We start from the raw sequence: 19984 nt of genomic DNA, 5'->3' as shown, positions 1-19984 counted from the left end.
AGGGGGGGCGGGCGGACGAGGCGGGGCCGCCGGCGCCCGCCAACATCCCGACGGGGAACCCCAGCGAGGCCCCGAGGCCCCACAGGAACAAGGAAATCAGGCCGACCGTGACGGAGGGCGAGAAGGCGAACACCGCCAGCCCCACCAGGGCCAGGGCGCAGGCCACCCGGAGCACCGGGATCCGCCCGAACCGGTCGATGAGCCAGGTGCCGCTCATCCGGCCCGTGGTCATGGCGGCCACGAAGATGCCGTATCCGACCGCACCCACCGATTCCTCTGCCCCGTAGCCCTCGGTCAGGGCCAGCGCCACCCAGTCGTTGGCCGCGCCCTCGGTCAGGGCCATGCCGAGCACGAAGATCCCGACCAGAACGGTCCGCGGGTCCTTCCACGCTTCCAGGACGGACACGGGTTTACCGGGACTCCTCTCGGAGTTCCCGGGAGCGTCACTGCCCGCGGTGGTGATGGGCCGTCCGCCCTCAGCCGGGCCCGCTGCGTCGTCGTCGGATCGCGGTGGAACCGCAGGGAGTGTCCCGGTGATGACGGGAATCTGCGAGGTGATCGGTTGGACCTCACGATGGTGTGGGTCGGTGGCGCGGTCGTCGCCCTGGAGTGCGGGCAGCGCGAACCACACGAGCGCGAACATGACGCAGGCGACCAGGCCGACGTGCCACAGCAACGGAACCTGCCCCGCGGCCGCCAGCGAACCGACCCCCGCGCCCAGCACGGTGCCGATCGAGAAGAACCCGTGCATCATCGGCATGATCGAACGTCCGAGGCCGACTTCCAGGGCCGTCCCCTCGACATTGGCGGCCACGTTCCAGGTGGCCGACCCGAGCCCGAAGAGCAGGAGCCCGACGACCGTGACCGGCAGGGACTGAAGGACCGTCACACCCGTGCCGAGCACGAACAGCCCCACGGTGACCATGGCCGAGAACAACGCAAGTGTGCGCCGCGCTCCGAGCTGCAGAACGATCAGCCCCGACGCCGACACGGACGCGAAGGCCGCGACGGTCTGGGTCAGCAGCAGGGCGCCCAACGCCGCGGGCCCCAGGTCGAGGGAGTCGGCGATCGTGGGGATCCGCGTCAGCCAGGCCGAGATGGCCAGCCCGGAGGCCAGATAGATCGCGAAGACCGCGACGGTCCACGAACGCAAGGAGCGCCCGCGGGCCGGGGTCATCGGCAGACCACCACGGCCTGTGCCTTGACCAGCACCTTGAGGGCGGGGGCCGCGTCACGTGCCACGCCGGGATCGGAGAGGTCCGGGGCGGTGACCGTGAGGTCGATCCGGGCCGTCCTGGCCTCAGGGTCCAGGGCTCCGACCTTTGCGGAGATGCTCAGCGTGGTCGAGGGTTCGACCTCCGCGCCGAAGGCATTGGGAACGACGACGGGCTTGGTGAACCGGGTCTGGACGTCGGTGACGGCCGCGGGATCCCCGGCCCAGTCGACGACGACCTGCATGGCCGCGCCCATGGTCAGCATCCCGTGGGCGATGACGTTGGGCAGCCCCACCGACGTCGCGAACGGTTCGTTCCAGTGGATGGGGTTGAAATCCCCGGAGGCGGCCGCGTAACGCACCAGGTCGGCACGGGACAGCTCGACCGTCCTGGTGGCCACTTCCTGGCCCTTCTCGAGTGACTCGAATTCCACGTTCACTGGTCCTCTCCCCTCACGAGCAGCGAAGACAGCGCGGTGGACACCGGCTGCCCTTCCGGGTCGACGATTTCCGTGCGGAAGGTGACCATGCCACCCGTACCCACGGCCCGGACGGTGTCCACCGTGGTGGCGGCCGTCAGTTCGTCGCCGGCCACGATCGCGCGATGGTGGGTGAAGCGCTGGTCGGCGTGGACCACACGTGAGAAGTCGATCCCGGCCTCCGGGTCCGCCACGACCGCGGCCTCGGCCTTCTGCGCCACGATGATCGCGAACGTGGGAGGTGCCACCAGGTCGGCGTGGCCGGCGGCCCGCGCGGCGTCGAGGTCGCTGTGAACGGGCGCCTGCGCGTGGACCGCGGCGGCAAAAGCGCGGACGGCCTCGCGGGAGACCTGGTAGGGGGCGATGGACGGATACGTCCGGCCCAGGACATCGGGGTTCACGCTCACAAGGCGCTCCTCTCAGTGTGGTCAACTACCTGCCGGACTCACACGAGGAAAGCCCGCGATCCTGGTGTTTCAAAGGATCACGGGCTTTCGGTCCGTAGCGGTGGACGGGCTCGATCCGTCGACCTCACGATTATGAGTCGTGCGCTCTAACCAGCTGAGCTACACCGCCAGGATGGATGGGGAAACCCGCGGGATCACGCTGAAAATGTGAACCGCGGGCCCTCATCACGAGAGCCCCGACCGGGAATCGATCCCGGGACCTCCATCTTACCAAGATGGCGCTCTACCACTGAGCTATCGGGGCAACGCGGAATACTGTAACAGGGGTTCTCCGCGTTGCAAAAACCGTGGCAGCCGGTGACGGGCACCGGGCGAACCGGCCTGACATCACCCGCACATGCGGCCCGTTTTCCACGTCAGTTCAGTCATCGTCCCAGTCGTCCGCATCGTCTCCCTCGGAGTCGTCGTCACCGTCCCCTTCGAGCTCCACGTCGCCATGGGCACCGTCGTCGACGGAACCCTGCTGAGGAACGGGTGCCGGGGCGGGCTGTACGGGGACCGGGACCTGAGTGGGTGCAGCGGCCTCCGCCGGGGCCGGCACCGGCTGTGGATTCGTGACCGCGGGCGGTTGCGCGGCGGCCGCGTTGTCGCCCACACCGGCGTCCGCAGCCACCGGGGATTCCGTGACCGGCGGTTGCGTGGCCTGGGAGTCGTCCTCGCGATCCGCTTGGGAACTGGACTCCCCCGAGGCGTTCTGCGCTGCTCCCGAGGTCTCCTCGCCCGGGGTCTCGACCGTCCCGCTGGGGCTGGGCGAGGACGCGCCACCGTCCACCACGACCCCTTCGCGCAGGACCTCTTGCCGTGGTTCACCGGAGGCGGCATTCCACAGCAGCAACGCCAGGACACCGACGACTACCAGACCGAGTGTGGACCAGACAACTTTCATGGTTCACATGGTCATGCCCGTACATAAGATGCGTATGAGAAACCGGCTCTCGCCCCAATGGTTCCTGGCCGTTCTGGTGGGGTCGTGATCCGCCGGACACGTTCAGCTCACACGGGTTGCTCTGCCAACCACTCCCGGGCCAGAGCGGCCCACCTCGGTCGAAACGCGTACACACACCCCAGCCGCAACCGGGTCGACGCGCGGTAGACCTCGAACCTGTCACCTCGGACGCCGAGTTCTTCGGCCGTCTCCGTCACGGCCCCTTGGCCGTAGGCACAGAGCGCCGGGCTCAAGACCCCCTGACGCCGATGCCACTCGAAGTGCACACTCAGGTTGGCCAGGTCCAGTGCGGGCTCCCCCGCCGCAGCGGTGTCAAAATCGAGCAGGCCGACATGGGGGCCGTCGACGATCACCTGTTTCTCGTGAAGATCGCGGTGCAGCACTCCCCCTGCCTGCCGCGGGGCGTTGTGCACCAAGGCCTCCGTGACGCGGTCCAAAGTTTCCCGCACAGACCTCCGGGCTCCACCTGACGCCCCGGGGAAGGCCTCCAACCGGGCCACCCAGTCGGCCAGGACCGATGCTTCGTCCTGTGCCGTGAACTGCGGGAGTGTGGGACAGTCGGCACCGCCGCGGACCAAGTCCGGCCACCGCCGTGCCCAGGAACGGATCCCGGCCCGGTAGGCCGAGTCCTGTCCTCGCAGTCCTAGTTCGTGGAGGCTCCGCCCCGGCAACACGGAGAACTCCACTCGGTCCGGTGCCACCGAGAGCACGCGAGGCACCGGGAAACCCGCAGCGCTGCCCATGCGGTGGAGCTCTTCGGAAGGCCTCGCCACGGCCTCGGCTCTGCCCTCCGGCAGGAGTTTGACGTAGCTGTTCGCCAGCTCCACCACCGCCCGGCGTCCACTGCGATGCACCACCAGCCGTCCCGTGTCGGCAAGGGCCTCCAGCCCGGGCAGACGAGGATCCACTCCGAACGGTTGCACGCGCCAGGTGAGTTCCGCACGACCGTTGTCTGCGCGTGCGGAAGCGGCCCGGATCCTTCCGGCGGAATCCACGAGTTCGGCACTCAACCGTCCGTCGGCCTTCGGCCAGGCGCGTTTGACCGTGAGGATCTCCCCGCACGACACGATTCGGGCGGGCACGATGCCGTCACCGTCACCGGGTCGGGCTTGCATTTCTGGATCCCTGGATGGACCGGGGCCCGGTTTCGGAAGGATGTGCTCCGTGGCGGTCATGAGGTGTTGCAGGTCCGAGCGCCACGTGGGTGAGCAGTTCCTGAACGGGGACATCACCCGCATGAGCAGGTGGAATCCGGCCCAGGCTCGGATCTGCCGATCATCGGGTGCGGACGAACCCCTGGCACGCACCCGGGCCCGGTAACCGTCCAGGACGTACTGGTTCAGCTCGGAAAGCCCCTCCCACACCCGGTCCTCGGCCGAGCCGTTGAGCACGCGGGTCTGTACCTCTGCGGAGATCAGGTTTCCCAAGTCATCGGCGGGGTCTCCCGTACGGATTCGGTCCAGATCTGTGATGACGACCGGGTGGCCACGAGGCCCTGACGGCCCACCCGTGTCAGCCGGGTCAGCCCGGCCGGTCAATGCCGCCAGACCGGGCAAATCCACGAGGACCTGGTCCGTCGAGAAGTCACCGTGCAACAGAGCACTCCGGGTGCCAGGCAAGTGACTCCTTGCGGGGTCACGCTCCTCGCGACCGTCGGGCACTGGGGCCAGCAGGGCGAGCGTGCGGGTGGCGAGGGTGTCGAACCGACGCGTCGCCGCCAGGTCCAGCGCCCGTAGGTCCGCGCTCATCGCCGCCAGTTTGGCCCCCGGGTCAATCGGGGGACCGAGTTCACTGGCATCCCACGCTCCGGCGTCACCGGTCCCCTCTCCGGGTCCCTGGCCCACCAGGTCCCGTGCACCGTGCAGGTCAGCGAGCGCACGCCCCGCCAACGTGCCCGCCCGTCCGGCAGCCGTCCCGGAGAGGGAGGACAGGTCACCGTCGCCGAACCAGTGGTAACTACGCACCCGGGGGTCGGCTTTCGCCCACGAGGTGGGGGCTTCGGTCAGCACGGGGATCCCTGCGGCGGCCAGTCGTTCGAGCACAGCTCCGGAGGCTCCAGCGGGTTCCACGCAGATCTTGGTCACCAGCCTCTGCTGGTTCGATCCGATCGACAGCACCAGCCTGCGCTGCGGGTTGAACCGCAGGACGTGAGCCGGCGAGCAGTCGCTGCCCACGTCGCGTGCGTCGTCGGGGAGGACCGTACGCAGTACCTCGCCGAGTTTGAGATCGGCCGTCGGCAGTCCCACCGCGATCACGTGCCCGGGGTGCCCGGGAACTGTTTGGACGTGCATCAAGGGCTCGTCGGGGCCCGTGACGACAGCTGCCGCCCTCTGCCTGGCCTTCTCCACTTTGCCTGCGGGGGCCGGCGCGTAGGTCCCCGCCCACAAGGTCTGACAGCGTCGAGTTCCAGACTCGGTGCCGATACCGACGTCGACCCGCAGGACCGCGGAGACCCCCGGTTTGAACCGGAGGTAGCTCGAGCTCAGGTCCTCGGCCGTGACGCCCACGGGAAAGGCGGTGCCCTCGAAGAGAGACACCAGGCGTTCGGGATCCAGGAGCCATGTCATCCCGGGCAGGTCGGCTCCGGCGTCGGGCATGTCCCTCACCCCCGCACCTCCCGCCGGTCGCGGGCCTGTTGTTGCGCGACCCAAGCGGCGAAGACTCCGTCGTCGGCGGACAACAGGTCCTGGGGTGTGCCGTCGAGCAGAATGGCACCGTCTTGAACCCACAGCACCCGGTCCGAAGCCAGCGCCATGCCGGCGTCGTGGGTCACGGCAAGAGACGTACGACCAAGGATCAACCCACCGATGGCGTCCACCACCGCGGTGGTCGACTGGGGGTCCAGACCCGTGGTGGCCTCGTCCAGCACCACGATCGGTGCGTCCCGCAGCAGTGCGCGGGCAATCGCGATGCGCTGGCGTTGCCCACCGGAGAGCGTGGACCCGCGTTCAGCCACCACCGTGTCGTACCCGTCGGGGAAGCCGACCACGAATTCGTGGGCCTGAGCCGCGCGGGCGGCGGCCTCCACCTCGGCGTCCGTTGCGTCGTCGCGGCCCATGCGGATGTTCTCGCGGATGCTGCCGTGGAACAGGACGGAGTCCTGCAGGAGCAGCGCCACGTTCGACCGGACGGATGCCAGGGACAGTAGCCGAAGGTCCTGCCCGTCGATCGCAACGGAGCCATGCACCGGGTCCAGGGTCCGCACCAGCAGCGAGACCAACGTGGACTTGCCCGAACCGGAGGGCCCGATCACGCTCACGTGTTGCCCAGCGGGAATGACCAGGTCGATGTCCCGCAGCACCAAGCGGTGCTCGGTGTCGGCCGGATCGCCGTAGGACACGTCGACAGCCCGGAAGGAGATGTCACCGCGGACGTTCTCCAGTTCGACGCAGTCCCGGCCGTCGCGAATCTCCGGGGTGACGTCCAGAAGGTCGGCAATCCGCTCACCCGAGGCGGACGCGCGGGCGATCCGGCCCGTGTACTTGGCCATGTCCCGCAGCGGCTTCATGCAGGTCTTGAGGTACGTGGTGAACAGCACCAGGTCACCCAACGTCATGTGCCCGTGCATGACCCGTAGGCCTCCGCCGACCAGAACGATCGCGGTGGCCACGCCGACGATGACGTCCGTGGACCGTTCCAGTCCCGCGGCCAGGCGGCGGGACTTCACGCCCTGGGTCAGGGCCAGCCGGTTGGATGCGTCGAAGGAGGCAGCCATGCGCTTTTCGAGGCCGTAGGCCTGGACCACGCGGATGGCACCCAGGGCCTCGTGTGCCGTGTTGGCCAGCGCACCTTCTCCCTGACGGGTCCTCCTCGAGGCCTCCGTGATTCGTCCGGAGGAGCCCCTGCCCATGAGCCAGAAGACCAGAATCGCGCCCACGACCACCAGTGCCAGCATCCAGTCCAGGAACAGCATGACGATGCACATGGCCACCAAGGTGATCACGTTGGCCAGCAGCGGCAGCCCGGCGGTGACCGCAACCTCCTGAAGCTTGCCGATGTCCGAGACGATGCGCTGCACGGTGTCCCCGGCGCGGGACCCGGAATGGAAGCGGTCGGACAACGCCTGGACGTGCCGGAACAGCCGCCCGCGCAGCACCGTCGACACCCGAGAACCCACCAGTGTGAAGGCCACGGTGGCCAGGTAGTTGGTGAGCGCCCGGAAGCCCACGATGCACACCGTGGCCAACCCGGCGGCCACCAAGAGTTGCCAGGAGGCCTCCGGGATCCACGGGTCGACGGCGTCCCCGCCCGCGCCGAGGGACCGTGTCACGGCATCGATCACGATCTTGAGCGGCCAGGGTTCCAGCACTCGGAAGGCGACCTCCAGCAGCAGGGCGAGCACCCCACCGCAGACGAGCCAGCGGTGCTCCCCCAGATGGGGTCGGATGAGCCCCAGGGACCGACCCAGTGCCGATGTGGAGGACCGAGGCGCCGCGCCACTCATGCCGCTGTCACCGGGTCGAGTTCCGTGCCCGACAGGATCCTGTCCAGCACCCGAGACCAGGAGCGCTCCGCCTCGGCCGTGCGACGAGCGGCACGCCCCATGGAACGACGACGGGTCGGGTCGCTGACCAGGCCGTCGATCGCCTCCGCCAGAGCCGCGGGGTCCGACGGCTCGACGAGCACTCCCGTGACGCCGTCATTCACGATTCCGGGAATCTGGCCCACGGCGGAGGCCACCACGGGCAGCGCCGCGGCGCAGTACTCGTAGACCTTGAGGGGTGAGAAGTACTGGTCCGAACTGTGTTCGGTACGGGGGTAGGGGGCGACTGCGATCGCGCAGTCACCCAGGCAGTCCGGGATGTCGTCCGGAGCCACCGCGCCCGTGAAATCCACGTCCACGCCCAAGGAGGAAGCCAGCTCCGCCAGGGCAGCACGTTGCGGGCCGTCTCCCACCAGGCGCAGGCGCCAATCCGTGGCAGCCAGGGAACGGGCTCGCACCAGGTGTTCCACACCGTGCCACGGCTTCAACGTGCCCACGAACACCACCACGGGCGGGGCCTCCGCGGGTCCCTCCCCAGCCGTCGAGCCGCGCAGGACGTCCTGACGGGAATCACAGGTCGGTCGGATGCGGTCCACGTTGACCCCGTTGGGCACCACCAGGATCCGCTCCCGCCAACCGTTCTCGGAGGCCTCGGGAGCCGGGCACGCGGCCGCGGTTGTTGCAACCCAGCGCGCAACGGGCTCGGACACGCACGCGACCCGGCTGGCAGCGCGGACCTGCTGTGCCAAGGTGATCCGGGCGCCGTCGTCGTCCACCAGGTCCCGGTGCAGGCGTTGCTCGTCGATCAGGGGGGAATTGACCTCCAAGTAGCCCGGGATGCCCAGGAGGCCGGTGATCGTGGACAGCGCCGTGGAGAACAGGGAATACCGCTCGTAGACGGCGTCGGCACCATCGGCCACGACCCGCTCCGCGATGGCTCGAGAGGCCTCAGCCTGGGCGCGTTCTCGTTCGGCCACACGGTGCGTGCGATCGTGCTCGAGGTCGGTGTCCGGCACGGCGGGTGGGACGGGCACGTGTACGACGTCGAGGTCGGCCAGATCGGGTGGCACGTCCTCCCCCACTCGGGTGGTGTAGACCGTGACCCGCGCTCCCAGGGTTCGCCAGCACCGGATGATCTCCTGGACGTGGACGGAGGCCCCTTTGGTGCCGAACACCGGGATGCCGGGGTCGGCGCTCACGTAGGCCACGCGAAGTCGCGGAGGCAGAAGTGCACGCAACGTCCCGGCCTGGGCCCTCGAGTCGAAGGTGGTCTCCACCAGGACCCGTGCGGAGGCTGTGGTCCCCCGCCGGTCCCATCCCGGGTCGGCCACCGTGGCGAAGGCTTCGGCCAGGCCCGCAACGTCCCCGGGCTCCAGCAGGATCCCGGTCGGTGAGGTCACGGACGATCCGTTGCGGACCACCTCGGGAATCCCGGTGACCGCCGTGGCCACGACCGGAACGCCGATGGCCATGGCTTCCAACAGGACGGTCGGCAGGCCGTCGGCGTTCCCGTCGGCACCGACCACGCACGGTGCGGCGAAGACGTCCGCCTCGCGCAGGAGTTCGACGATCTCGCGCTGGGTCCGCGGGCCCAGGAATTCGACGACGTCCTCGACGCTGCGCACGCGGGCGAGGTTCCGCAGGTCCTGCTCCAGCTCACCGCCCCCGGCGATACTCACCCGCAGGGGCAGGCCGCGCCCGTGGGCCCGGGCAGCGGCTTCGATCAGGACGTCGAATCCTTTCTTCTCGACCAGGCGTCCCACACCGACGACGTGCAATCGACCGCCGGGCGGGCTCGGTTCCCGGTAGGGGAAGCGACCCAGTTCCAAGCCGTTGTGCACCAGGTGCACGTGCTCGGTACGGCCCGGAAAGGTGGCGTCCAGGAACCGTCGGTTGTACTCGGAAATCGTGACCACGTGGTCGGCGTGCCGCAGCGTGCGCTCCAGACGCGTGTGGCTCACGGACTCGTGGAACAGGTCCTTGGCGTGGGTGGTCACGGAGAACGGGACCCCGGTCAATCTGGACGCGATCTCCGCGACCTGAGCCGAGATGTTGGCGAAATGGCAGTGCAGATGGGTGATTCCCCGCTCGGTGATCAGTGTGGCCAGTTCGATGCCCTGGTGGACCACGGTGGGATCGGCGTCGGAGAGTTCGGGCAACAGTGCCGCCAGGTTCTTCGCGAAACCGGGTACCGCCCCCTGGGCGCGGAGCACGACCTCCCAGGCTTCCGTCGCCTTGAACGGACGTGGTACGTAGGTCAGTGGGGCTTGGACACGGGCCAGTTCCGGGTGGAACCGGGGATCCGTGGAGTGGCGGAGGGCAAAAATCTCGATGTCCTCCCCCTGTGCCTCCCGCGCCAGGATTTCGGTGACCACGAAGGTCTCCGAGAACCGTGGGTAGACCTTCAGCACGTATCCGATCCTGTGGCCGGTCATGCCCGCCCCGCCCACGCCGGGGTCCGGTCGGTGTCGCCCGAGGAGGACCCGGGGTCGGCGAGCAGGTCCGCCGCCAGTCGGCCCACCGCACGGAGGCCCTGCAGGTCGAGGTCGCGCCGCAACCGCACGGTCCCGACCGCCGAAGCCACCCAACGAGCCAATCGTTCGGGGCTGACGTCTCCGGCCCGGAGGACGTCCACGGCCCCACGCGCGGCCAACGCCCGGGCCCGGATCAGTTGTTCACGTCGGGGTCGCTCGCGGGGCACGATCAACGCGGGAGTGTTGGTGGTCAGGATTTCTGCCGTGGAGTTGTAGCCGCCCATGGAGATCACGGCATCCGCCGAGACCACCTCCACCAGGGCGTCAGGAACGGACCTGACCACGGTCGTGTTCCGGGCCGCAGCAGCCGTGATCCGGCTGACCGCCGACGTCGGCATCTGCGGGCCCGTGATGACCAGGTGGTGAAAGCCGTGGGGCAGCCGCAGGGAGGCTGCGGCGCAGAGCAGGTCAGCGCCGTCGAAGCCGCCGCCGGCCATCGAGACGACATAGGGCCTGGTCACCCCTTGGGTGCGTTCCCCCGTGGGCCGCCCGGCCGCCAGGTACCCGGTGTGGCGGACCAGGTCACGAAGTCCCTCCGGGACCTCACCGGTGGCCACCGGATCATGGACGTCGGGGTCGCCGTACACCCAGATCTGGTCGTACACCTCGCGCAGTCGCCCGAGGGGTCCTGCCGCAGACCATTCCCGAGCAGCGACGGCCGGGTCGTCCAGAACCTCTCGCAGCCCCAACACGATGCGGGTCTGTGGGAAGGCTTCGCGGAGACTGCGCAGGGGCTGTTCCAACTCGCGGTCCACGCCCCAGACGTGTCGGTCCACCACCATCAGGTGAGGCCGGAAGCCCAACAACGCTGCGTGCAGCATGCTCGAGCGCAACCGGGTGACGTGCTCCATGCCGACGTTGAGGTGGCGTGGCCCGTACCCGTGTCTGCCTTTGGCCACGCCGGGAAGGACCACCCAGTCGAACCCGGCGGGTTTCTGGTGACTCGTGGCGTGGTCCACGCCGGTGAGCAGGAGTCCCGTGACGGTCCGGCCCGTCATCGTGGGCAGATCGCGGGCCAAAGCGTGAGCCAGCGCCAAGTTGCGCCGCGTGTGACCGAGCCCCTGGGAATCGTGCGAGTAGAACACCACCCGCAATTCGTCCGTGCTCATCATCGGCCTCCCTGGGTCACCCGTCCGTCACGTGAGCGGGGACCCGTCGAGGGGTTCACCGATCACGTGCTGTTGAATGACTCCACTGTGTTCGTCCTGGATGATGAGGGTATGAGGCGTTCATGAGGAGATTCTCATGGAACCTGCCTGTCACCGGCCCAACCGTGACCGGCGTTCGTCGTCGTCATTGGCCGCCGAGGATCCGGGCGCAGAGCAACCCCGGAACTGCCTGAGGGTCAGACCTCCGCCAAGCGGTATCCCACTCCGCGAACGGTCACGAAGCGCTCAGCACCGAGTTTGTTGCGCAGGTATCGGATGTAGACGTCCACCACGTTGGAGGACCCGTCGAAGTCGTACCCCCACACCTTGTTGAGCAACTGGTCACGGGTCAGGACCTGTCCACCGTTCTCCAGGAAGACCCGGGCAATGCTGAATTCTCGGGCTGACAGCTCGATCGGTTCCTCATGCCCTGACACCGTGTCCTGGCCGTCCGCATCGTCGGTGGGTGCTGTGACGAAGGCGCACCGCATTCCGATGTCCAGGCGCAACGTCCCGTAGCTCAGTTGGTCCTCGACGGTCGGCGGCGCGGTGCTGCGCAGCCGTGCCTTGACCCTGGCCAGCAGTTCCTGGAATCGGAAGGGCTTGGCCAGGTAATCGTCCGCACCCTTGTCGAGCCCGTGGACCGTGTCCTCGACGGAGTCCCGCGCGGTGCACATGATCACGGGCACCGTCGAACCCATGTCGCGCAACATCGAGAGGACCTTGAACCCGTCCATGCCCGGCAGTCCGACGTCCAGGATCAACAGGTCGAATTCGCCGGTCGAGGCGTAGTCCAGTGCGCTCACCCCGTCTTCCACCACCGATGTGGTGAAGCCGGAGGCGCGCAGACCCTTCTGGATGAAGCGCGAGATTCGTTCCTCGTCCTCGGCAATGAGGATGCTGGCCATCACCCGTTCCTTCCTGTCCGATCATTCATGAGCTTCGCCCGTCTCCTGCCCGTTCGCGGTCGGCCTCCGAGGACGCCACCGCCGGCAGCCACAATGTGAACGTGGATCCCACGCCGGGTTCCGATCGCAGCCGAACCGCGCCCCCGTGGCCCTCTGCGATGGCCGAGACGATGGCCAGTCCGAGCCCGGATCCCTCCACGCTGCGGCCTGTGACGGCGCGACCGAAGCGTTCGAAGATGCGTTTCTGGTCGGCTCGGGCAATCCCCACGCCGGTGTCCCTGACCCAGAGTTCCAGGAAGCGTCCGGTCCTGGACCTGGTCTGCTGCCGTACGTCGTCCGGGGCCGCCGACCATGCGGCCCCCAGAACGATGTGGTCGCCGCTGGCGGAGAACTTGACGGCATTGGCCGCCAGTTGGATCACGGCCTGCGCCAGGCGTTGACGGTCGGCCACGACGACTCCGTCGGGCACGGCGTCCAGCCGCCATTGCCGGTCACCGAGCGCACGGACCCGGTCCATCATCGTTTCCAGGAATTCCCGGATGTCAACCGGCTCGGGACGGATGAAGTCCGCACGCTGGGACTTGGCCAGCAGCAGGAGGTCCTCGACCAGTCGGTTCATCCGTTCGATCTCGTCCAGGAGCATGCCCCGTGTCTCCTCCACGTCCGCCGGATCCACGGCATCCATGAGCTCCAGGTTGCCGTGCAGGATCGTCAGAGGTGTTCGCAGTTCATGCGCCGCGTCGTCGAGGAACTGCCGTTGCTGGTCGAACCCGTCCTCGATCCTGTCCAGCATGTAGTTGAAGTGCTGGGCCAGCTGTCCGACGTCGGAATCGGCCTTGGTCACCGGCACCCGCCGTTCGAGGTCCTCGGCGGTGATTTTCTGTGCTGCTTCCCTGAGCCGGGTGATGGGTGCCGTGATGCGACCGACCAGGAAGTACGAGATCAGGCTGCCCAGGATCAACATGACCGCCGATATACCGGTGAACCGCCACCACGAGTCGTAGACGGCTGCGCGCTGCGTGCTCAGATCGGTGCCGATCACCAGGAAGGCATCGCGGTCATCGGTGGGCAGAGAAACATCGATCACCCCGATCCGAAGTGTCTGTCCGTCGAGTTCGTGATCGAAGATCACGGTCTGTTCGGACTTGGCTCTTTGCTTGACGGCGGTCACACGGTCGGGGTGGTCGAGTTGCAGGCGGGGTTCCCCCAGGTATTCGTAGGCCGGCTGACCGTCCAGGATGACCATGAAGTTCTCGTGCTCACCCGGAACCGTGGTGGTCATGAACGTGTAGAGCAGTTGATCCGCATCCGTGAACGGTTCGCCCTGCCGCGGTCCCGACCCGTGAACCGCGCTGGTGTCGGGTGCCACCGGGCCGCTCTCGGCCAGACGCTGCAACTCGCTGACCTCCTGCTCGATGTCCCGTTGGATGCCCTCCTCGAGGTCCACCAGGCGCAGATAGTGCGTGATGCCACCCACCAGGGTGAGGGTCAAAGCCATGGACACGATGGTCGTGGCCAGCACGCGGGAACGGACGGAATGCAGTTCCGTCCGCACCGTGGTCCACCGTGACCCAGCCATGGCCTCCAGGGTAGATGTAACGGATGAGACGACGATGAGGCCCCCGGCACCGTTTTCCCGGGCCGGGGGCCTCATCCGTGCAGCATCGGCTCAGTAGCTCTTCTTGAACCTCGGCTTGCGCTTGTCGCGTCCCTCACCGAATCCGTCGTTGCGGCGGGGGCCCTGCTTGCCCTTGAATCCACGGCCGCCCGAACGCGGCGGACGGTCGCCGTAGCCACCGCTGCGGGGACGTCCGGCACCGCCGGCTCCGCCACCGGACTTGGGTCCGCGGTCCAGGCGGATGTCGAGGCGCTGCCCGTTGATCTTGATCTCACCCAGGCGCTGGAGGTCGTCCCGGCTCAGGTCGTCCGGGAGGCCGATCAGGCTGAAGGACGGGCGGATCTCGATCGCGCCGACGTCGCTGCCGTTCAGGCCGCCTTCGTTGGTCAGCGCACCGACGATCGCCCCGGGTGCCGCGTGGTGCTTGTGCCCCACGGCCACCCAATACGTGGCCTTGCCTTCCTCGGAGCGCGGTGCGCGCGAACGGCCACCGCGCTCGCCGCCCTCGCGGTCGTCACGACGACGGTCGCGGTCCTTGCGCTTGGGCAGTTCGGGCAGTTCCTCGGCCAGGAAGGGGCGACCGTCCTGGGCGATTACGGCCAGGGCCGCGGCCACCTCGACGGGGTCGACGTCGTGTTCCGAGACGTAGTCCTCCACGAGCCCACGGAACAGGGAGAGGTCCTCACCCTCGATGGCATCCGTGATGCCCTGCGCGAAGGTCTGCCGGCGCGTGGCGTTGACGTCCTCCACAGTGGGCATGGGCATCTGCTCCACGGGCTGGCGGGTGGTGCGCTCGATCGCGCGCAGCAGGTACTTCTCACGCGGGGTCATGAACAACACGGCGTCACCGGTGCGCCCCGCGCGGCCGGTCCGACCGATGCGGTGGACGTAGGACTCGGTGTCGTGGGGGATGTCGTAGTTGACCACCAAGGAGATGCGTTCGACGTCCAGTCCTCGGGCGGCGACGTCGGTGGCCACCAGGATGTCGATCTTGCCTTCACGCAGCTGGTCCACGGTCTTTTCGCGCAGTTGCTGCGGGATGTCACCGTTGATGGCGGCCGCTGCGTGGCCACGGGCACGCAGCTTCTCCGCCACTTCCTCCGTGGCAGCCTTGGTGCGCACGAACACGATGATGCCGTCGTGCTCCTCGACCTCCAGCAAGCGGGTCATGGCCTCGAGCTTGTGCGGTCCCATGACCTGCAGGTAGCGCTGCCGGATGTTCTTGGCCGTGGCCGTCTTGGCCTTGACCGTGATCTCTTCGGGGTTGCGCAGGTACTGCTGGGCGATCTTGCGGATCGCGGGCGGCATGGTCGCGGAGAACAGGGCCACCTGCTTCTCCACGGGGGTCTGGGACAGGATGGTCTCCACGTCCTCGGCGAAACCCATGCGCAGCATCTCGTCGGCCTCGTCCAGGACCACGTACTGCAAGTCTTCGAGGTCCAGGGACCCGCGCTTGAGGTGGTCGATCACTCGCCCGGGGGTGCCCACGACAACCTGCGCGCCGCGGCGCAGCCCGGAGAGCTGGGGGCCGTAAGAGGACCCGCCGTAGACCGGCAGGACGGTGAAGTTCTCCAGGTTCACGGCGTAGGAGCTGAAGGCCTCCGCGACCTGCAGGGCGAGTTCACGTGTGGGTGCCAGGACCAGGACCTTGGTCGAGGTGCTGGGCCCGTTGAGGTCCGCGAGTTCGGCCAGCCGGGACAGTGCGGGGACGGCGAACGCGGCCGTCTTGCCGGTACCGGTCTGGGCCAGTCCGACGACGTCGCGACCTTCCAGCAGCAACGGGATGGTCGCTTCCTGGATGGGCGAGGGCTTCTCGTACCCGATGCCCTCGAGTGCCGAGAGCACCCGTCCGTCGATACCGAGGTCGGCAAAGGTCGGACCTGCGTTCTCCGTCTCCGCGGAGCCACCTTCGGGAGCCGAGTTCTCGGTCGAGCGGTCGTCTGACCCGGAGTCGTTGGTCGCGGGCTCCGTTGATACAGCGTTCTCGGAGGTGGTGGTTTCGTCGTTCGGGCTGGTCAAAGCGCAGGCTCCTCAGGGTTCACAGAGCACACGACACAACCGCTGGCGGTTGGACGGTGATCCTCATGGCTCCGGTGATCCCTCGGTGCGGCCCCGCGGGTGAGCGGTTCCGAAGTCATGGGCCGCGGGCCGAACCCGTCGTCTCGAGCGACGTACGGGAGGTGGCAACGACAGAACTGGGTGGGGTTTCCCCACCAGCCACCGGCGGCACAATGCGGCCGGTGCACGATTGATCCAGGGAGATCCAGGGAATGGACCGGAATGAATAGTCCCAGCCTATCGCAGGGGCACCTGCCTGGGCACAAGTCGTGACGGCGGACACCGCGAATACCTTGGGCCACGGCGCTGAGCCGTCGGTGGCCGGTGCCATGATGAGGACATGTTCTTGCCCGTGCCCCACGCCGACCGACGGTGGACACCGGGCACTCCACTGGACCTGGGCGCGACCATGGGGGTGCTCACCCGGGGCGATTCCCACCCCACGGCGCGCATCGACCACGACGGCGCTCTCTGGATCACCACTCGCACGGGCGACGATCCCCTGACCGCGCGCTTCTCCCGAGTGGGGCCGGGAACCGAGCTGAACCGGGACGTCCACGTGCAGGCCTGGGGGCTCGGTGCGGAGGCCTTCATGGCGGAGGCGCCCCGCTGGGCGGGTGAGGGCGACGACTGGACCGGTCTTCGTCACGGCTCGTCCTGGGACCTCTTGCCCGAGTCGCTTCGACGCGCGCGGAGCCGACACCCGGGCGTGCGCCTCATCGCGACGGGACGCCTGGTGGAAACCCTGGTGAATGCCGTCCTGGAACAACGCGTGACGGGCGGGGAGGCGGTCCGGGCACAGCGGTGGCTGGCCCGCGCGCACGGTGACCCCGCACCCGGCCCGGTACCTGAGGGCATGCGGGTCTTTCCCTCCGCAGCCACGATCCGACGGATTCCGTCGTGGGCCTGGCACCGCGCCGGAGTCGATCCGGCCAGATCCCGAACCATCCAGAACGTCGTCGAACGCGCCGCCGGGCTCGACCGGTGGAACACGGTCGCGCTGGGCCCGGACCTGCAACGCGCCGTCGGGTCCATCCCCGGGGTGGGCCCGTGGACCCTCGCGCAGACCCTGCAGATCACGCACGGGGACCCGGACTCGGTGAGCGTGTACGACTACCACCTGGCCCACCACGTCACGGAGTTCTTCGACGGCCACCGGGGCGAGGACGCGCGGATGCTCGAACTCCTGGAACCCTGGAGCGGCCACCGGCAACGTGTGGTGCGGCTGCTGTATCTCTCGGGGTGGCGCCCGCAGGCCAAGGGCCCGCGACTCAGCCCGGAGGACCGGCGGCACATGTGAGCCGAACGGCGCGTTCAACGCCACGTCGCACCTGAATCTGCCCACCTTTTCTCGAAGTCAGCCAAGCCTTTCCTGGCTGGAAACCCCTGAATTTCGGGCCTTTAATGAAGTCATGACACCGGCATCCAGCAGAAATCCGGACACCAGCCCGGACATCTTTCGAACCCAGCAGCAACGCATCCACTCCGAACCCCAGGCCGGAAACTACAACGAGCACCTCAACAAGCTGCGCGCCGCCGTCCTGGGCGCCAACGACGGCATCGTCTCCGTCGCCGCCACGGTCGTGGGCGTGGCCGGCGCAACCGCTGACCGCGGTTCGATCTTCCTGGTCGCCGCGGCAGCCGTGTCCGCCGGAGCGTTGTCGATGGCCTTGGGCGAATACGTCTCGGTGTCCTCCCAGAAGGACTCCCAACAGGCATTGATCGACCTGGAGACCCGAGAACTCCAGGACATGCCCGAGGAGGAATTCGAGGAACTCGTCGAAATCCTTCGGGAAAAGGGCATGTCACGGGACACAGCCCGTTCCGCAGCCCGTGAGCTGACTCAGAAGAACGCTCTCAAAGCGCATCTGGATTTCGAGCTGGGCCTGGACGAGGAGGACATCCCCTCCCCCATGGGCGCCGCCATCGCCTCGGCACTGGCGTTCTTCGTGGGCTCCATGCTGCCCACCCTGGCGATCCTGCTTCCTCCGGCCCAGATCGCGATCCCCGTCACCTTCGGCGTCGTCCTGGTCGCCCTGGCCCTCACGGGGTGGCTCGGGGCACGGCTCGGTGGGTCCCCGCACCGTCTGCGCGCCGCAACGCGACTCGTCGTCGGTGGCGCACTGGCGCTGGCCGCGACTTTCGCGATCGGCACCCTGCTCGGCACGGGAGCGGTCGGCTGATCCCGGCCTGACAGACGTGTGCTCCCGGGCGTCCGTGCGGACACCCGGGAGTACAGGCTTGGAGCCGAGGTCAGCTCATTCGGCGGATTCCGCCTGCTGTTCCGCGACCTGCTGACGAACCTCGTCCATGTCCAGACCCTTGACCGCGTCGACGACCTGTTCGAGCGCGGATTCCGGCAGGGCCCCGGCCTGTGAGAAGACCAGAATCCCTTCCCGGAACGCCATGAGCGTGGGAATCGACGAGATCTGTGCCGAGGCCGCGAGCATCTGCTGGTCCTCCGTGTCGACCTTGCCGAAGACGACGTCGCCGTGCTTCTCGGAGGCGGCTTCGAAGGTGGGGGCGAACTGCTTGCACGGACCGCACCAGTCTGCCCACCAGTCGAGCAGAACGATGTCGTTCTCCGTGATGGTCTGCTGCAGGTTCTCCTGGGTGATTTCAACCGTAGCCATGCGGCCACCCTACGGACGTTGCCGGTCGGTGTCAGCGGCGTTCACCCGTGGTGGAAGCGGCGGTGGACACGGCCCCGTAGCGGCCTCGGCCAGGTGCGCCGGACCATGACCACGAACCACGGCCATGAAAAAGGTCCCGGAACCGTGGAGGTTCCGGGACCTGGTCCTGAAGGACGCGAGTGGCAGATGAGGGATTCGAACCCCCGTAGGCAATGCCAGCTGATTTACAGTCAGCCCCCTTTGGCCGCTCGGGTAATCTGCCGAACACCGTCCGATGGTTCCCCACCGGAACAGGAGCGCCCCCGTGACGGGAGCGGTACAACCCTACTGAAAGACGCTGGCGGTGCCAAATCGCGCGCTCGGGCTGAGCACCGGTCTAGGCCGCGAATGCTCGCGACTGAATCTGCGCGAAGAACCCGAGAGCCTGGTCGATCGTGATCTCACCGCGGGTTACCGCCAGATCGAGTTCCTCCGCAACCCCCGCCAGGCGTGCGGTCACGGAGGGTTCCTGGGCCTGCGGCGCTGTGGGCTCCGCCCAGAGCGCATCCTGGTCGGGGCTGGCCGCCGGCGGTCGCACCGCGTTTTCCACCGCGACGGCGGGGGTGGCTCCGACCCCGGACATGAGGGCAGCAGCCAGTACGGTGCCGGCGGCGGCCTTGCCGGTACGGGTGGCCTGGCGGTTCAGTTGGGAAACTCCGGCGGAGATCCGCGATCTCCGCGCATTCCGGGGCACAGGGGCAGGACGGGGTTCCGACGACGAACTCTTCGACGACGATGTGCTCATACCCTGCAGTTTGCCCGCTTCGTCTGTGTGAATCCTGCCGTTCGCATCACAAATCGGTCACACCTCTAGACTGGCGAATGAACACGCGGATGACCGCTCATGGGAGTCGGGCGCCGGCACCCACCATGACCGTCCGTTACGAACCCGCGCGGTGTGCTCCTCTCTCCGGCTCATCCGGCCGTGACGAGCAGACCCGAATGACGACAAAGGAGTACCCAGTGGCCAGCGATTCGACGTTCGACGTTGTCAGCAAGGTGGACAAGCAGGAGGTCTCCAACGCCCTGAACCAGGCCCAGAAGGAGATTGCCCAGCGCTACGACTTCCGTGGCGTTGGTGCGGACATCGATTACTCCGGCGAGAAGATCCTGATCAAGGCCAACTCGGAAGAGCGCGCTTTGGCCGTCCTCGACGTGTTCCAGTCCAAGCTCGTCAAGCGTGGCATCTCCCTGAAGTCACTGGACGCGGGTGACCCGTACGCCTCCGGCAAGGAGTTCCGGATCGAGTCCTCCATCAAGGAGGGCATTGCGCAGGACCAGGCCAAGAAGATCACCAAGCTCATCCGGGACGAAGGACCCAAGTCCGTCAAGGCAACCATCCAGGGTGATGAGCTGCGCGTCTCCTCCAAGTCCCGGGACGACCTTCAGGACACGATCTCCATGCTCAAGTCTGCCGACGTGGAGGTCGACCTGCAGTTCGTCAACTTCCGCTGACCG

General features: G+C 67.8%; 16 protein-coding genes and 3 tRNA genes. 3 read left to right on the top strand and 16 right to left on the bottom strand.

Features of this window, described 5'->3' with window-relative positions:
* From GWK18_RS03750 to GWK18_RS03690, 13 genes are all read right to left on the bottom strand, one after another.
* The coding region (locus GWK18_RS03750) for an MFS transporter (RefSeq protein ID WP_209280896.1) at positions 1–1177 on the bottom strand (1177 nt) is incomplete at its 3' end.
* Positions 1174–1653 (bottom strand): MaoC/PaaZ C-terminal domain-containing protein, encoded by a 480-nt coding sequence (locus GWK18_RS03745; RefSeq protein WP_166833310.1) that lies wholly within the window; start codon positions 1651–1653, stop codon positions 1174–1176. The genes GWK18_RS03745 and GWK18_RS03750, both read right to left, overlap by 4 nt.
* Positions 1650–2099 (bottom strand): MaoC family dehydratase N-terminal domain-containing protein, encoded by a 450-nt coding sequence (locus GWK18_RS03740; RefSeq protein WP_166833308.1) that lies wholly within the window; start codon positions 2097–2099, stop codon positions 1650–1652. Before GWK18_RS03740 ends, GWK18_RS03745 begins: the two co-directional genes overlap by 4 nt.
* 95 nt (positions 2100–2194) lie before the next feature.
* Positions 2195–2268 (bottom strand) — tRNA-Met (locus tag GWK18_RS03735).
* Positions 2269–2331: 63 nt separating this feature from the next.
* Positions 2332–2403, bottom strand: a tRNA-Thr gene (locus tag GWK18_RS03730).
* A 117-nt stretch (positions 2404–2520) separates the two neighbouring features.
* Positions 2521–3045, bottom strand: a complete 525-nt coding sequence (locus GWK18_RS03725) for a hypothetical protein (protein WP_166833306.1) — start codon at positions 3043–3045, stop codon at positions 2521–2523.
* 107 nt (positions 3046–3152) lie between these two features.
* Entirely contained in the window at positions 3153–5702 is a 2550-nt protein-coding gene (locus GWK18_RS03720) for a phosphotransferase (RefSeq protein WP_166833304.1), read from the bottom strand.
* A 5-nt stretch (positions 5703–5707) separates the two neighbouring features.
* The gene (locus GWK18_RS03715) at positions 5708–7549 is read right to left on the bottom strand and encodes an ABC transporter ATP-binding protein (protein ID WP_166833302.1); all 1842 of its coding nucleotides are present in this window, start codon (positions 7547–7549) and stop codon (positions 5708–5710) included.
* A complete protein-coding gene (locus GWK18_RS03710) occupies positions 7546–9999 on the bottom strand; it encodes a glycosyltransferase family 4 protein (protein ID WP_348535826.1) in 2454 nt (817 codons plus the stop codon). The genes GWK18_RS03715 and GWK18_RS03710 overlap by 4 nt, the downstream gene beginning before the upstream one ends.
* Before the next feature lie 20 nt (positions 10000–10019).
* On the bottom strand, positions 10020–11231 hold the full coding sequence (locus GWK18_RS03705) for a glycosyltransferase (protein WP_166833298.1): 1212 nt from the start codon (positions 11229–11231) through the stop codon (positions 10020–10022).
* 236 nt (positions 11232–11467) lie between these two features.
* On the bottom strand, positions 11468–12178 hold the full coding sequence (locus tag GWK18_RS03700) for a response regulator transcription factor (RefSeq protein ID WP_166833296.1): 711 nt from the start codon (positions 12176–12178) through the stop codon (positions 11468–11470).
* Positions 12179–12203: 25 nt separating this feature from the next.
* Entirely contained in the window at positions 12204–13757 is a 1554-nt protein-coding gene (locus GWK18_RS03695; RefSeq protein ID WP_166833294.1) for a HAMP domain-containing sensor histidine kinase, read from the bottom strand.
* 90 nt (positions 13758–13847) lie between these two features.
* The gene (locus tag GWK18_RS03690) at positions 13848–15815 is read right to left on the bottom strand and encodes a DEAD/DEAH box helicase (RefSeq protein ID WP_166833292.1); all 1968 of its coding nucleotides are present in this window, start codon (positions 15813–15815) and stop codon (positions 13848–13850) included.
* Positions 15816–16194: 379 nt separating this feature from the next.
* Between GWK18_RS03690 and GWK18_RS03685 the strand changes: the two genes are divergently transcribed.
* Both GWK18_RS03685 and GWK18_RS03680 read left to right on the top strand, forming a co-directional pair.
* Entirely contained in the window at positions 16195–17154 is a 960-nt protein-coding gene (locus GWK18_RS03685; protein WP_166833290.1) for a hypothetical protein, read from the top strand.
* 112 nt (positions 17155–17266) lie between these two features.
* The gene (locus GWK18_RS03680; RefSeq protein ID WP_166833288.1) at positions 17267–18037 is read left to right on the top strand and encodes a VIT family protein; all 771 of its coding nucleotides are present in this window, start codon (positions 17267–17269) and stop codon (positions 18035–18037) included.
* A 75-nt stretch (positions 18038–18112) separates the two neighbouring features.
* Here the strand turns inward: GWK18_RS03680 and trxA are convergent, their stop codons facing one another.
* The 3 genes from trxA to GWK18_RS03665 all read right to left on the bottom strand — a co-directional run bounded on the left by trxA (position 18113) and on the right by GWK18_RS03665 (position 19271).
* Complete coding sequence (gene trxA / locus GWK18_RS03675) at positions 18113–18487, bottom strand: thioredoxin (protein WP_166833286.1); 375 nt, start codon at positions 18485–18487, stop codon at positions 18113–18115.
* Between the two features lie 180 nt (positions 18488–18667).
* A tRNA-Tyr gene (locus GWK18_RS03670) sits at positions 18668–18749 on the bottom strand.
* Positions 18750–18863: 114 nt separating this feature from the next.
* Positions 18864–19271 carry a hypothetical protein gene (locus GWK18_RS03665; RefSeq protein ID WP_166833285.1) on the bottom strand — a complete coding sequence of 136 codons (408 nt, stop codon included), beginning with the start codon at positions 19269–19271 and terminating at the stop codon, positions 18864–18866.
* A 218-nt stretch (positions 19272–19489) separates the two neighbouring features.
* Between GWK18_RS03665 and GWK18_RS03660 the strand changes: the two genes are divergently transcribed.
* On the top strand, positions 19490–19981 hold the full coding sequence (locus tag GWK18_RS03660; protein ID WP_123823428.1) for a YajQ family cyclic di-GMP-binding protein: 492 nt from the start codon (positions 19490–19492) through the stop codon (positions 19979–19981).
* The last annotated feature ends 3 nt before the right edge of the window (positions 19982–19984 follow it).

Origin of the sequence: Kocuria sp. JC486 (genome assembly GCF_011602805.1) — a bacterium.
GTDB lineage: Bacteria > Actinomycetota > Actinomycetes > Actinomycetales > Micrococcaceae > Kocuria > Kocuria soli.
The sequence above is the reverse complement of the archived record's forward strand: the minus strand, read 5'-3'. Positions and strand labels throughout refer to the sequence as shown.

Coding starts and splice junctions, on each gene's coding strand:
- GWK18_RS03725 (WP_166833306.1), bottom strand. CDS start 3,045: ATGAAAGTTGTCTGGTCCACACTCGGTCTGGTAGTCGTCGGTGTCCTG.
- GWK18_RS03720 (WP_166833304.1), bottom strand. CDS start 5,702: ATGCCCGACGCCGGAGCCGACCTGCCCGGGATGACATGGCTCCTGGAT.
- GWK18_RS03715 (WP_166833302.1), bottom strand. CDS start 7,549: ATGAGTGGCGCGGCGCCTCGGTCCTCCACATCGGCACTGGGTCGGTCC.
- GWK18_RS03705 (WP_166833298.1), bottom strand. CDS start 11,231: ATGAGCACGGACGAATTGCGGGTGGTGTTCTACTCGCACGATTCCCAG.
- GWK18_RS03700 (WP_166833296.1), bottom strand. CDS start 12,178: ATGGCCAGCATCCTCATTGCCGAGGACGAGGAACGAATCTCGCGCTTC.
- GWK18_RS03695 (WP_166833294.1), bottom strand. CDS start 13,757: ATGGCTGGGTCACGGTGGACCACGGTGCGGACGGAACTGCATTCCGTC.
- GWK18_RS03685 (WP_166833290.1), top strand. CDS start 16,195: ATGTTCTTGCCCGTGCCCCACGCCGACCGACGGTGGACACCGGGCACT.
- GWK18_RS03680 (WP_166833288.1), top strand. CDS start 17,267: ATGACACCGGCATCCAGCAGAAATCCGGACACCAGCCCGGACATCTTT.
- trxA (WP_166833286.1), bottom strand. CDS start 18,487: ATGGCTACGGTTGAAATCACCCAGGAGAACCTGCAGCAGACCATCACG.
- GWK18_RS03665 (WP_166833285.1), bottom strand. CDS start 19,271: ATGAGCACATCGTCGTCGAAGAGTTCGTCGTCGGAACCCCGTCCTGCC.